At 51.4% G+C, this 13,245-nt stretch carries 14 protein-coding genes; 5 read left to right on the top strand and 9 right to left on the bottom strand.

Going from position 1 to position 13,245, the window contains the following annotated elements; all coding sequences use genetic code 11:
* Positions 1 to 654: M20/M25/M40 family metallo-hydrolase (locus AC3WQT_RS23835; RefSeq protein WP_492707719.1), on the top strand; the 654-nt coding region annotated here is incomplete at its 5' end.
* A gap of 119 nt (positions 655 to 773) precedes the next feature.
* Positions 774 to 1,505 carry a substrate-binding periplasmic protein gene (locus AC3WQT_RS23830; protein WP_492707717.1) on the top strand — a complete coding sequence of 244 codons (732 nt, stop codon included), beginning with the start codon at positions 774 to 776 and terminating at the stop codon, positions 1,503 to 1,505.
* An 80-nt stretch (positions 1,506 to 1,585) separates the two neighbouring features.
* Here AC3WQT_RS23830 and AC3WQT_RS23825 read toward each other — a convergent pair whose 3' ends face one another.
* The gene (locus AC3WQT_RS23825) at positions 1,586 to 1,825 is read right to left on the bottom strand and encodes a SlyX family protein (protein ID WP_492707715.1); all 240 of its coding nucleotides are present in this window, start codon (positions 1,823 to 1,825) and stop codon (positions 1,586 to 1,588) included.
* 138 nt (positions 1,826 to 1,963) lie between these two features.
* On the opposite strand from AC3WQT_RS23825, the gene AC3WQT_RS23820 reads away from it, so the two are divergent.
* Positions 1,964 to 3,349, top strand: a complete 1,386-nt coding sequence (locus AC3WQT_RS23820) for a glycoside hydrolase family 18 protein (RefSeq protein WP_492707713.1) — start codon at positions 1,964 to 1,966, stop codon at positions 3,347 to 3,349.
* A 12-nt stretch (positions 3,350 to 3,361) separates the two neighbouring features.
* Here the strand turns inward: AC3WQT_RS23820 and AC3WQT_RS23815 are convergent, their stop codons facing one another.
* The 3 genes from AC3WQT_RS23815 to AC3WQT_RS23805 all read right to left on the bottom strand — a co-directional run bounded on the left by AC3WQT_RS23815 (position 3,362) and on the right by AC3WQT_RS23805 (position 5,710).
* Entirely contained in the window at positions 3,362 to 4,186 is an 825-nt protein-coding gene (locus tag AC3WQT_RS23815; RefSeq protein ID WP_492707711.1) for an NIPSNAP family protein, read from the bottom strand.
* 154 nt (positions 4,187 to 4,340) lie between these two features.
* Positions 4,341 to 4,694: a type II toxin-antitoxin system PemK/MazF family toxin gene (locus AC3WQT_RS23810; RefSeq protein ID WP_492707710.1), complete on the bottom strand. Its 354-nt coding sequence runs from the start codon at positions 4,692 to 4,694 to the stop codon at positions 4,341 to 4,343.
* Complete coding sequence (locus tag AC3WQT_RS23805; protein ID WP_492707708.1) at positions 4,691 to 5,710, bottom strand: alpha/beta hydrolase fold domain-containing protein; 1,020 nt, start codon at positions 5,708 to 5,710, stop codon at positions 4,691 to 4,693. The genes AC3WQT_RS23810 and AC3WQT_RS23805 overlap by 4 nt, the downstream gene beginning before the upstream one ends.
* Positions 5,711 to 5,967: 257 nt before the next feature.
* Between AC3WQT_RS23805 and AC3WQT_RS23800 the strand changes: the two genes are divergently transcribed.
* Positions 5,968 to 6,987 carry an HDOD domain-containing protein gene (locus AC3WQT_RS23800; protein ID WP_492707707.1) on the top strand — a complete coding sequence of 340 codons (1,020 nt, stop codon included), beginning with the start codon at positions 5,968 to 5,970 and terminating at the stop codon, positions 6,985 to 6,987.
* Between the two features lie 178 nt (positions 6,988 to 7,165).
* On the opposite strand, the gene AC3WQT_RS23795 is transcribed toward AC3WQT_RS23800, so the two are convergent.
* Positions 7,166 to 7,498: a hypothetical protein gene (locus AC3WQT_RS23795; RefSeq protein ID WP_492707705.1), complete on the bottom strand. Its 333-nt coding sequence runs from the start codon at positions 7,496 to 7,498 to the stop codon at positions 7,166 to 7,168.
* Between the two features lie 735 nt (positions 7,499 to 8,233).
* Between AC3WQT_RS23795 and AC3WQT_RS23790 the strand changes: the two genes are divergently transcribed.
* Positions 8,234 to 9,787: a B12-binding domain-containing radical SAM protein gene (locus AC3WQT_RS23790; protein ID WP_492707703.1), complete on the top strand. Its 1,554-nt coding sequence runs from the start codon at positions 8,234 to 8,236 to the stop codon at positions 9,785 to 9,787.
* 10 nt (positions 9,788 to 9,797) lie between these two features.
* On the opposite strand, the gene AC3WQT_RS23785 is transcribed toward AC3WQT_RS23790, so the two are convergent.
* From AC3WQT_RS23785 to AC3WQT_RS23770, 4 genes are all read right to left on the bottom strand, one after another.
* Positions 9,798 to 10,646: a substrate-binding periplasmic protein gene (locus AC3WQT_RS23785; protein WP_492707701.1), complete on the bottom strand. Its 849-nt coding sequence runs from the start codon at positions 10,644 to 10,646 to the stop codon at positions 9,798 to 9,800.
* 32 nt (positions 10,647 to 10,678) lie between these two features.
* Positions 10,679 to 10,993 carry a metal-sensitive transcriptional regulator gene (locus tag AC3WQT_RS23780; RefSeq protein WP_492707700.1) on the bottom strand — a complete coding sequence of 105 codons (315 nt, stop codon included), beginning with the start codon at positions 10,991 to 10,993 and terminating at the stop codon, positions 10,679 to 10,681.
* Positions 10,994 to 11,092: 99 nt separating this feature from the next.
* Positions 11,093 to 12,535, bottom strand: coding sequence for a sensor histidine kinase (locus AC3WQT_RS23775; protein WP_492707698.1), 1,443 nt, complete (start codon positions 12,533 to 12,535; stop codon positions 11,093 to 11,095).
* Positions 12,535 to 13,209, bottom strand: coding sequence for a response regulator (locus AC3WQT_RS23770; RefSeq protein WP_492707696.1), 675 nt, complete (start codon positions 13,207 to 13,209; stop codon positions 12,535 to 12,537). The genes AC3WQT_RS23775 and AC3WQT_RS23770 overlap by 1 nt, the downstream gene beginning before the upstream one ends.
* Positions 13,210 to 13,245 lie beyond the last annotated feature (36 nt).

The raw sequence follows: 13,245 nt of genomic DNA, 5'->3' as shown, positions 1-13,245 counted from the left end.
ACAGCACACAATGGCTGTTTGCAGATGGAAGTGACCGTGCACGGCAAGATGGCCCATGCAGCAATCCCTGATTCTGGCGTTGATGCCTTGCAGGCAGCAGTGAAAATCCTGAATGCCCTGTATGCACAAAATACCCTGTACAAGCAGGTTACATCGAAAGTCGAAGGCATTACCCACCCTTACCTGAATGTGGGGACGATAGAAGGCGGCACCAATACCAATGTCATCCCTGGCCGCGTCACTTTCAAACTGGACCGCCGCATGATACCGGAAGAAAATCCGGCAGAAGTCGAAGCGACGTTGCGCAAAGTCATCAGCGATACTGCGGCTGAGTTGCCTGGCATCAGCGTCGACGTAAAACGCATCTTGCTGGCAAATTCCATGCGGCCACTGCCGGGTAACACACCGCTAGTGGAAGCGATACAAAAGCATGGCGGCGCAGTATTTGGTGAAGCGATTCCTGCACTGGGTACGCCGCTCTATACGGATGTGCGTCTGTTTTCTGAAGCAGGCATACCTGGTGTTATCTATGGTGCAGGGCCACGTACTGTACTGGAATCACATGCCAAACGCGCAGATGAGCGTTTGAATCTGGAAGACTTGAGGCGGGCAACCAAGGTAGTAGCACGCGCGCTGCAAGATCTGCTGCAATAAAATAGCAAAAGCGCACATGGATTTATCCGGCTTTGTCGGCTAGGATGTAAAAAGTGTTGGGAAGTTGTTGAAAAGCAGTTGGCAAAACTTTTAATGCAATCACATTTTGAGAGACCAATATGAACAACAAAGCTCTTTTTCAATTCTGTGCGCTAGCTGCGCTGGCTGTTACCACCAGCAGCCAGGCTGACGACAAGATCGTTCTTAACTACAATGTGCGGCCACCCTATATAGTCGAAGAGCCGGATGGTTCCGCGTCAGGCTTGACGGCAAGTCCTGCAGCCAATGCCTTCAAAAGTGCTGGTGTGGCATTCACTTGGGCCAAAGCGGCTCCCAACCGCCAATTGGCCATGGTGCAGGAAAATACACAAAAAACCTGTGCCATAGGCTGGTATAAAACCGAAGAACGTGAAGGTTTCGCCAAGTTCAGTAAAGCCTTGTATCGCGACAAACCTGCTGTCATGATCGTCAACAGCAGTTTCAAGATCAAGGACAATGCCAAGCTGGAAGAAGTATTGACCATGCCGGGCATCAAGATACTCATCAAGGAAAAATTTTCTTACGGCCATTACATAGATGCGGCACTGGGAAAAATCAAACCACAGACGGTAGTTTCCAATGGTACCAACACCCAGATGCTGCAACTGGTTGCCAGCAAGTCAGCCGACCTGATGTTTGCAGCACCAGAAGAAGCAAATTACCTGATTGAGCAATCCAATATGGCGAAGGACAAGTTCAGCCAGTTCAAGGCAAGCGATATGCCTGACGGTGGGGAGAGATATCTTATTTGCAGCAAGAACGTACCAGATGACGTGATAGCAAAATTGAATAAGGCGATTAGTTTTAAATAGACCTTATTTAAGGTATGGGGGATGCGGTGCAAGGACTATGCGTATTTGCGTACACTGCATCCCGTGTCTTAACTTGGCATTCAATAATGCGGCGGTCTCTCATCCACCACGGCAGTGCGCTGGCTGGCAGCCACTGCCACTTCCCGTAAGCGTGCGGCCATCGCTGTGCATAGCGCTTCGAGTTCATCGATTTTCTTTTGCTGGCGATATACCTGGGTGTTCAGGGTATCGACCAGATCATCCTGGCGGGTCAGGCGTATTTCCAGGTCTATCAGTCGTTCTTCTGTTGTCATGATGCGGTTTTCCTTCAAAGTAGGCATATAGTATGCCATACCAGTCTGGTATTATAGTGGACTGGTATGCTTGTCTTACAAGCCGCGCATGCAAGTGGTATGTTCAACTTTGGCAAGAAGTAAAAACCTGTTGACCCATTTTGGCCACGCTTGCATGCTATGAGCATGAAAATCACGTCCTCTACTCCTCGCCCCTTGCTGTCATGCCTGTTCAGTATGCTGGCCTTATGTTCCGCATTTACCACTCTGGCGAAAGAAGTCAGCAAGCCCGTGGTCATGGCGTATTACGCACTGGACAAAGAAAATATCAATCATTACGACGAGGGTAAAGTCGCATTCCCGGTATCTGCCATCACGGCAGACAAGGCGCGCATGCTCACGCATCTGAATTTCTCGTTCCTGACGCTAAGCGAGGATGGGAAATGTGCGCTGGAAGAGGGTACCAATCTACAGGCCGCAGGCAAGATATTTCATGCATTGCATGATCTGAAAAAACATAATCCTGATTTACGCTTGCAGTTTTCCATCGGTGGCTGGGCTTATACCAATGATGATAGCCCCACGGCCGAGCGCTACCGCAAAGCAGCTGCGACAGCAGAGAACCGCAAGAAAATGGCGCAATCATGTGTCAGCTTCATGCGCGAATACGGCTTTGATGGTCTTGATCTGGATTGGGAATACCCACGTGCTGAAGATGCACAGAACTTTGTCGCCTTGCTCAAGGAAATGCGCTTGCAACTGAAGCAGGCCAAGCCATCAAATCAATTGTCAATTGCTGTCGCTGGCGGCGCTTTCAGCATGGCACGCACCTATCTGCATTTGCCGCAAATCGCTGCGCAGGTTGATTACGTTAATCTCATGAGTTATGACTTCAATGGAGCATGGGAAAAACTGGCCAACCATAATGCCCACCTGTTTGGCGATACGCGTGAACCCATGTTTGAAAACCCTTTGCGCACGCTGTCTTTCAAACCGGCATTGACGCAAAAAGAACTGGAAAAGCGTTTCCCTTCACCCATGGCATTGACAGTGGATGCCACAGTACAACAGCACCTGCATGCAGGTGTGCCTGCCAGCAAGCTGGTCATGGGCCTGCCATTTTACGGACGGGCTTACTTCAAGGTTGAAGCTAGCAATCAGGGCTTGTATCAGCCCTTTGTCACGCCTGCCGGTGATGTATATGCAGGCGACCCCGGCTTGCTGACAGGGTGCGATGCCTGCACCGCACGCAAGGATCCACGCACGCCTGGCTATGGCGAAATCAAGAAACTCCTGGCCGCCAACCTGGGCTACAAATCCTATTTCAGTAACGAGACCAAGGTGCCCTGGATTTATAACGCTGAAAAGAAAATCTTGATCAGCTATGACGATGAACAGTCCTTCGCCTATAAAGTCGCTTACCTGAAAAAATACAAGCTGGCCGGTGCCATGTTCTGGCACCTGGGACAGGACGATGAAGAAGGTAGTCTCTTGCGCAGCTTACATACGAACCTGCATGACAAGGTCCGCGCAGTCAATCTTGCAGGTGGTGTGCATTATCAACCTAAATGATCAGAACTCATTTCAAGGCAAGAGTGAACGTGAAGCAGGTTCAAGCATCAGGATCTCTGGCCAGCGTTGCAGCGATTTATACAAATCAGCAAACGCCTGGTCACGCCACTGCGCATCAGCAGCCAGACGTTGCAGATAGCTTTCATACGCTGCGCGGTCAGGGTAGGCAGCGAACCAGACAAAGACATTCACATTCTCACGTACGGGCAAACGCTCAAATGTATTGTGGCTTTTTTCACTGACAAAACGTCCCATGACATGTGCGCCATGGCGTTCAAACATGGGCATAAGCTGCTCGTTGAATTTGCTGATGAATTCAGGCTGCACTTCTTGGGCAAAATGGTAAACCGTTACCACCACAAAACCACTACGTGGGCTTGTACTACCTGGCGCAGGCCGTGTGCGCGATCCCGGCATAAAGCCGCTGGCGGATGTAGCGGGACGTAGCAACAGTACGTCGTCGTTATCATACAAAGTCGCGTTGGCCTCATTACGGTACGTCTGCCAGGTCTTGCCTGAATAAAAATCCGCCAGGGCTTGCTTGCGCGCCTCCATATTGCGAAAGCCGCGCAGCCAGGTGTAGCGGTAGGGATCATTCACGTCACGGAATTGCCCCAGCAGGCGTATCCCGGTTTCTTCCTGGGTTTCTATGAAATGCGTCTCAAACAAAGAGATCAGTGCATCGCGCTTACCCGGATAAGTCACATACTGGCGCAACTCTAAGACATTGCAGCATTCACCAGTATTGATGGTGTTGCCAGCTACTTCAGCAGTACTGGCCGTAGCAAGAGTACCCAACAGGGCAGCGCCAACCAAGGCAAGGGATGGGGTGTTCATTGCTTTTCTCCATGACAATTATGCGCGTGTTAATGCAGTGGAGTCAGCATATGCAGTAATTAGGACGATTCAAGTCCTAGATAAAATAATCACTCAAATAAATTAGCGACCGCGGAGAATGGGTAAGGGTCGCAAAATAAATCATTCACTTCTTTCATCGCGAAAAGAAAGCAGTCTGTTGGAATCTGATCCCCGCCAAAATCTGCAAGACTCTTTCGTCAGACAAATGACCTATGAATTCACCAAGTTGATTTTTAGGAATGGAAGTAATCTGGGATACCACCACCACGCTTTGCTTGTTCAAACTACCTTCACCCAGTTCCAGCAACACATTGCCCGGCTCCGTTACGCGCTTGAGATTGCTTGTCAGGGCGCAGACGATCACGGTAGCAATACGGGATTGATTAAAGATATCATCCTGCAAAATCACATGCGGATGTGCAAGGCCGGGGACAGCGCTACGCTCGTCGTCTGGATTTGCCCAGAATATATCGCCACGCTTAATCATGGGCTGTCATGGGCAATAACTGAGGACTTCAAAAAATTATCCACTGCCGCTGTGTAAGCATTATCCAGACCCAGGTTTTTATTGATATCGGCATGGCTCAGGCTTTGCGGCAGCAACAATGCCTGCATGCCCAGGGACCTGGCTTTATTGATAAATACTTCAGCCTGCGCGCAGGGTTTGTCTGGCCTGATGCTGGAGCATACGGCCACGAAGGGCGCTGCTGCCTGTTTCAATTGCAGGGTAGGTGAGCTGGCTTGCCAATAGGCAGGCTCAGCACCAAAGGCTTCATCATAAAAGCGGTAATGTTTTTGTTCCATGATTTTGTTGATATCGTAGGCTGCACTGTCAAGTGCGATGGTTGCCAGCCAGGCAGAGGCACCAGCCTTGGCCGCAATGGCGGGCGAACTGGCGAGCAGGGCGACCAGGTGGGCCCCGGCTGAGTGGCCCATGATGACAAAACGCTTGCGCGAGCCACCCCATTCTGCTGCCTTGCTCTGTGCGGTCGCCAGGGCTTTGGCGACATCATCGGCCTGCTCCAGCGGTTTGATGTCGGGCAACATGCGGTAATTGATGGAAATGAAGATATAACCCTGGGGCAGCCAGTGTGCAGCCTTGTTTTCAACCACACCACGGGCAGTCTTGCTACCTGTCCTCCATGCGCCGCCATGCACCATGAAGATGACAGGCATGGTTTTGTGTGTGGCCGCATTCGCTGGCAGATACACGTCCATGGTCTGGCGTTTGTCACTGCCATAGGCGACATCGCGCAAGACCTTGGTACCAGCGGGTAAGCCTTGCGGGGCAAGGTCTGTTGTCTCTGTATCAGTCATTTCATTCTTTTCAGCCACCTGCTCTGCCCGTTGCTCTTTTCTTTCCTGCCTTTTTTCCATGATTTTGTCACGCAGCGCGCCTGCCTCTGCTGAAGCTGCAGGCACGGCAAGTGCCAGCGCCAGGCATACAGAACATGCTTGCAGGGCTGGATGACGAAGTGCAGAAAGGGCAAATAACTTGAACATGGTGAAGCTCCAGGGACAAACAAGCGGGAATGGTAAGCCCTCATCTTAGAAAATCAGACTGCTTTTGCCCTAATCAATTTATGCAACAACTTGTAAAGCAAAGTAACATAATCAAGGCCAAAGCATGCGGTAGGTGTGCATGCAAGGCTGGGTTTATGCGAATATAACAGGCATCAACTTCAGGAGCGCTCAGACATGTTGCAGACTGTCCTGCTGTCCCCGACGCTTTGCCATCGCTGCCTTCAGCAGGAGGCAGAGTGCTGAGTTTTTTGCGCAGATTATGCTTGCGGCTGGGCATAGGTTCGGCCAAAGCTGATGCAGAGTCACTGCAGGCAGCAACTATCTTTAGCGCACCGGAAGACATCGTAGCCGAAGAGGGTGCCTGGCAGCCTGGCTTTGATGTCGATTCGCGTTTCTACCCCTGGCTGCTGGGTGAGTATGGCAAACAAATACAGCATGGAGCAGAAAAGCCCTTGCTGGTTGCACTTGACCGCCTGGTCAGGGCAGACTTCGGCAATACCCGCCACATACCCCGCGTGCCCAGTGTACTACCACAACTGCTGAAAAGCCTGCGTAATGAAAATGTCTCGGTCGATGAACTGGCCAACCATATCGCCAAGGATGTGACCCTGTTGGCCGAGATCATCAGTGAAGTGAACAGCTCTTACTACAGCCCGGCAGACAAGATCAGCAATCTGGACAACGCCATACGTCTGTTGGGTATCAATGGCTTGCGCATGCTGGTGGCACGCACGGCTTTCCGGCCATTGATACAGCTACAGTCGGGTCGTATTACATGCGTGGTTGCACCACTGATCTGGGAACAGTCAGAAAAATGTGCGCAGGCTTGCCGCCTGCTGGCGCAAGAGCGCGGTCTTGATGGTTTTCATGCTTTTCTGGCGGGGCTGGTGCAAAACATAGGCTTGATCATTGCCTTTCGCAGCCTCGATCAAATCATGGTGGCACCAGTCATGCCGCTGGCAACAGAATTTCGTCTGCGTTTTTTACATATGGCGCATATCCTGTCTTACCGCATTGCCAAAGAATGGGATTTTCCCGATGCCGTCATGCAGGCACTCAAAGACCAGGTCAGTCATGATGGGCCACTACAGGATTTGGGGCTGGCGCTGAAACAGGCAAGCGATATCAGCAAAATCAGATTGCTGGTCAACGCCGCTGTCATCAGCGCAGATGATGAAGATTTGTGCCTGGCCGCAGACGCAGAAATGCAGCGCTGTTTTACAGCGCTGCATTTACAGGATAAGGATGATGGTTAACAGGCCCTGAACTCATTTCCTACGCCCATTTTCAAAACAAAAACTTCCGCACGATGCCGATAATGAAGTCGAAAATCTTTGTTTTAAAAACGGGCTGTCGTCAAGAAAAAAGCCGTTTGCAAATACTGACATCCCGCGTGGTTTTGGCGATGACTATCGCGCAAAAAACACATCTTGATCAGCCTTGAACATGTTTGCGTGATGCGGCTTTTTCTGCCACTTGCTGACGTTCAAATTGCTCAGCTCTATCCATCGCCATTTTTTCATCAGCAGTCATTCTCTTAGCACTGATCAGCACTGTTTGCGTCACGTCCTGTGCTGCGTCAAATGCCAGTTTTTGTTCTTCAGTCATACGCTTTGCAGAGATAGTCACGCTGGCGATACTGGTGACATTCTGGCTTGCTTCAGCTTTGCCTTGGGTAAAAGCAGCAGTGATTGCCAGTGCGCCAGTCAGCAATGCTGTAGACAAAATCAGGCCAGTTTTGAATGTGTTGTTGATTGTGTTTTTCATTTCGTTTTCCTCTTTGTGGTTGGTTGATGTGTGTACTTTAGAGCTTGCGCTGTCAATCCGCGAGGGGCATGCGACGAAACGCAGGAAACGGAGATTGAAGTGTCAAAAACACCTCTCCAACGTTTTTTACGTCGAAGAATTTGATGAAGAAAAACGGCAGGAAAGGGGGCTGACTGGCTGGCTTAAGCAGCCTGAACCAGTGCTTGCACTATCCGGCAAGACATGAATGAGCGATGAGAAAACACAGGTTGCAGACTTGTAGATATAGGCAAATATATGCTGAAAGTGAGAAAGGGATGCGATATTACATCCATGTGAATTGGAAATATGACTTAACAGTGACATTCACATTTCATATAACAGACATCTAATCATGTGATTGGATTAACAAGTTTGCTTCTCTTATCATGAACTTGTTTTTAATCAACCAAGGAAATACACATGATCACCGCTATCGTTTTTGCTCAAATACTGGCAACTATCGTTATGCTGACTGCTGCCCTGACTGACTGAGTCTGACGCCGTCATAAGTAGTAATTGCATACAAGTAGTATTTATACAGGCTGAATTTGCAGCTGAATCAGGCCTGAGGCATACAATGCCAGATAAGTAAGTTTCTTCACCAGCATATGCGCGGCCGTCTGGCGTCGCGCAACGATGCACAGTAATCATGGCAGGATGCCTGCCGTTGAGGCGTACAATAGCGTACTTTAGCTGCTCCCGCCTTTTCGCACCATGACTATCCTGCTGACCACCCTGAACGCCCGCTATACCCATGCTTCTCTGGGGCTGCGCTATTTGCTTGCGAATATGGGCAAGCTGCAGCCAGTCACGCGGATACAGGAATTTGTCACTGGTGCGCGCAGTACCGATATTGTCGAAAAAATCCTGGCGCTGCGCCAGCCCGGTGAAAAATTCATCGTCGGCTTTGGTGTCTATATCTGGAACGTCGTTGAAACCACGCAGATCGTCGCTGTCCTGAAACGTGTCGCACCTGACGTCGTGGTGGTACTCGGCGGCCCCGAGGTATCGCATGAAACCGGCGACCAGGAAATCATACGCCTGGCAGACTATGTGATTACCGGCTGGGGCGACGTCAGTTTCCCCGCCCTGTGCCAGCAAATCCTGAACGGCCCGCAACCACTGATGAAGGTGCATGCGGGTCTGCAACCACCTATGGCCGACATACAATTGCCCTACCACTTGTATAGCGACCAGGACATCCGTCACCGCACCCTGTATGTGGAGGCTTCACGCGGTTGCCCATTCAAATGCGAATTCTGCCTGTCTGCACTCGACAAGACGGCCTGGCAGTTTGATATAGACCAGTTCCTGCAAGAGATGGAAGTGCTGTATCAGCGCGGAGCGCGCCTGTTCAAATTTGTTGACCGCACTTTCAACCTGAACATCAAAACCAGCTTGAAGATCATGCAGTTCTTTCTTGATAAACTGGAGGCAGCGCCGCATGACCCTGTGTTCGCCCATTTTGAAGTGGTGCCTGACCATTTGCCAGATGCCTTGAAAGAAGGCATACAAAAATTCCCTGAAGGCAGCCTGCAATTCGAGATAGGCATACAAAGTTTTAACACCGACGTGCAAGCCCTCATCAGCCGCAAGCAAAACAATGAAAAAGCTGCCGAGAACATACGCTGGCTGTGCGAACATTCACACGCGCATTTGCATGTGGATTTGATCGCTGGCTTGCCGGGTGAAACCATGGAGAGTTTTGCCGCAGGCTTCAACAAGCTGGTGGCCCTGGGCCCGCATGAGATACAGTTCGGCATCTTGAAACGCCTGCGCGGCACACCGATTATCCGCCACACAGAAGCCTATCAACTGGCTTTTGATCCGCAGCCGCCCTACACCATACTGGCCAACAAAGACATCGCCTTTGGCGACATGCAAAGGCTGATACGCTTTGCTCGTTACTGGGACATGATTGCCAATTCAGGACGTTTTTCACACAGCCTGCCCCTGATATTGGCAGATACCGCTTTTGAAAACTTCATGGCCTTGTCAGACTGGCTGTTCGTCAATACCGATGCGACCCACCGCATCGCCCTCGACAAACTGGCCGCACTCGTCAACAGGTGGCTGCTGGAAGTGCATGGTGCAAGTAGTGAAGCAGTGCAAGCTGCTGCTTCGCAGGACTATGCCGGGCAAGCCATACACAAGCAAGGCAACAAAGCTGATCCATCGGCCCCTCAAAGACAGACCAGGAAAGAAGCTGCCAGGGAAGTAGTGGCAAAGGCTTTGCCGCAAAGGCAGGCACGCCATATGGCGGCATAGGCATTGCTACTTACTTGTCACTGATGAGTATACGGCCGATCTCGCCTGATTTTCTGCCTGCCAGTATCGCTGCATTGAGCTTGCGTATCCATTCTTCATATTGCATACCAGTTGCAGCGAAATGCAATTCATCAACCAGCATGGGTTTGGGTAAGACTTTGAATGCTTGCTCCAGGCTTTTGTCGCTGGTGCTGGATTCTTTACGCAAGATACGTATCAATAATTGTTCGACCTCGTCTGCCTGGGCACGGCGGTCGCCAAAGATCATCACATCCATTCTTTTATTGATGAGTTTTTTCAAGCGTGCGCCGTGTGAGCCTACGTCTTCTTCCACCTGGAACAAGACATTGCGCTGGCTGTCAAATTCATCGCCATAGCTGGTACCGCGGATGACGCCAACCGTCTTTCCTTTCAGGTCCAGCATATTGTTATAAGTAAAGCTGGCATCGCTACGTGTCACCAGCCAGACATAGTTGGCATAAATGGCTTCAGAGAACTGGTAAGTCTGCAGACGTTCACGGTTTTTTGAGAGGCCAAAAACGATGCCCTCACCAGTCCTGGCATTGACTAATAAGCGTGTCCAGGGATAACGGCGAATTTCAAATTTGATTTGCAGCTGATGTTCAAAATAATTCAGTAACTGCCGGATTTCATCACGTATGGGTACGATGTCACCAGCTTCATTGCGCAATTCACGTATCAGCAAAACCAGCTTTTCCTGCTTTGCCGTCTCTGTCGCCATGCCGGGACTAGCAGCGAACAGTGCAGAAGCCAACAGCAGCAGACACAAGCCCAGCGACGCAGGCTGCCTGAGTTTGCGCATGCCTTGTGCTGCAACTGATTTCGCCTGAATGAACATACGGCGCTTCGTTTTCGTTTAGTGCGTCATGGTCAGGCGAATTTTTCCAGCAAAGACGCCAGACGCCGGGTGCTGGCGATGGCCTCTTCTGTCGTCTCGGCCTTTTCTGCATGGGTGATAACTGCGCTGGTCAGCAAGGTCACAAAAGACCGGTCCAGCGCCTTGCGTGCTGCTGACATCTGTTGTGCCACTGCCTCACAATCAGCTGGCACTGCCGCCTTGGCAATCAGTTTTTGCACACCACGCAATTGCCCTTCTACCCTGGCCAGGCGATGTAACAAGTCTTTCTTTTGCTGATCATTTAAAGCCGTGCCTTGCACTATTTTCAGTGGGGGAGTATCTGCCATGAAAATGCTCCTTCGCTATGGTGTGCCTGAATTTATTGAATAGAGAACTCATTTCATCAATAGGGATGAGATGAGTTCTACATACTACTACCGAGTATGCTACACCACTCCGGTGACTATAGGGAAACGGATATGAACGCGCAGGCCCGACACAACAGTGCCCGCCTCTGTCTGCAAGTCAGCATCTGCCAGACTGATATCACCACCATGCAATTTGACAATGTCATGCACGATGCACAGCCCCAGGCCAGTACCGCCGGGATTGGCAACAGAACTGGCGGAGGCGCGGTAAAAGGGTTCGAATACTTTTTCACGTTCGGTCTCTGCGATGCCCGGCCCCGTATCCTGGATATCTATCTTCGCTTGCGCATTCTCCAGATAGACACGCAAGACTATGCGGCCACCTTCCGGGGTATAGCGTATGGCATTATCCAGCAGGTTACTCAGCATTTCATGCAGCAGCAAGGTGTTGCCGCGATAAGGGATGTCTTCATCGGCTTCCAGTGCCAGGTCTATTTGTTTTCGCACCGCGGGCATGGCCAGTTCCAGACACACTTCCTGTGCCAGCTGGTTCAGCAAGATATCTTCCAGCTCTGCCGCTACTGCACCATGGCCGGTACGCGCCAGTGTCAGCAAGCGGTTCGCCAGATGGACCGTGGCATCGGTAGTCTGGGCAATGCTGGCGACGATCTGGCGCATGGCTACCGCATCATTTTCGCGCAGTGCCAGTTCCGCCTGGGTTTTCAGTACCGTCAAGGGTGTGCGTAGCTGATGTGAGGCATCGGCGATGAAACGCTTTTGCCCGTTGATCAGGGTCTGCAGCCTTTCCATATAGGCATTCATGGCATTCACCAGCGGGCGTATTTCCTTGTGCACGACATTCGGGTCAAAGCCGGACAAATCAGTCGGCTCACGTGCCTCTACATCAGCCCGCAATTGCATGATAGGAGCGAGTACAAAGCGCAAAGCCACCCAGACCATGAGCGCTACCGCCAGCACCAATGCCGCCTGGCGCAACAGGGTATCGATGAGGATTTTGCGTGACAGGCCGCGCCGCGCATCCAGGGTTTCACCCACTTCTATCAGGGCGATACCACGCATCTGGTCGTCATACACAGGCTGGTGCAGGGCGGCGATGCGCACAGGCTGCTCCTGGTAATCAGCATGAAAGAAATGCACGAGGGCAGGGTAAATCTCTGAACGCGGTACATTCTTGGGTAAATCCGGCAAGTCTTCATAGCCGGAAACAAACTCACCATTGACACCTGTGACCTTGTAATACAAACGCCCCAGGGTATCGGTTTCAAAGCTGTCCAGCGCGACATAGGGCACGTTTGCCACCACTTTGCCATCAACGATCTGCACTCTTTCTGCCAGTGCCCGTGCGGAAGACAGCAGTGAACGGTCATACGCCAGATCAGCCGCATCGAGAGCATTGCGGTATACAGAAAAAGCATTCAGCGCCACCAGCAAGACCAGGGGTATCAACAACCAGCGCAAGAACTGCCCGCGCAAACTCCCCAGTCGATAAGGTCTGGCCATCAGCGTGCTTCCAACAGATAACCTATGCCACGCAGGGTGACGATGACAACCTTGCCGGTGCTGACGGTCTCGAGTTTTTTACGCAGACGGTGGATGTAGATTTCTATCGCGTCCAGATTCGCATCGTCATCCAGGGCAAACACCTCATCAAACAGCTTGTCCTTGGATACTGCCTGGCCGGGACGGCTGATCAGGGTTTCAAGCACCGCGTATTCACGCGGGGTCAGTGACAGTGGCTGACCTTCATAGTGGAACTGCCGTATGACGGTATCAAAGCTCAGGGCACCGCAAGTCAGCGTGACCGCTTCGTTGCCCTGGGCACGACGCAGCAGGGCTTTGACGCGCGCTTCCAGTTCGGCCAGCTCGAATGGCTTGGGCAGGTAATCATCAGCACCAGAATTCAAACCCTGCACCCGGTCATTCAGGCCGCCACGGGCAGTCAAAATCAGTACAGGGGTCTTGCTGCCACGCGCGCGCATGCGTTTCAGCACATCCATGCCATCCATCTTGGGCAAGCTCAGGTCCAGGATGACCAGGGCATATTCCTGGGTATGCAAAAGCGCGTCGGCATCGGCCCCGTTCATGGCGGTTTCCACCGTCAGATGGGCATCACGCAAGGCCTTGGCCAGCCAGTGGGACAACTCAATATGATCTTCAACTAAAAGTATGCGCATACACAGCCTGTTCACTCCGGATTTCCGCTAGGCTAC

It is taken from the genome of Undibacterium sp. FW305-107, from assembly GCF_058788535.1.
Note: the sequence above shows the minus strand (reverse complement) of the source record. Positions and strands in the feature narration are given on the sequence as shown.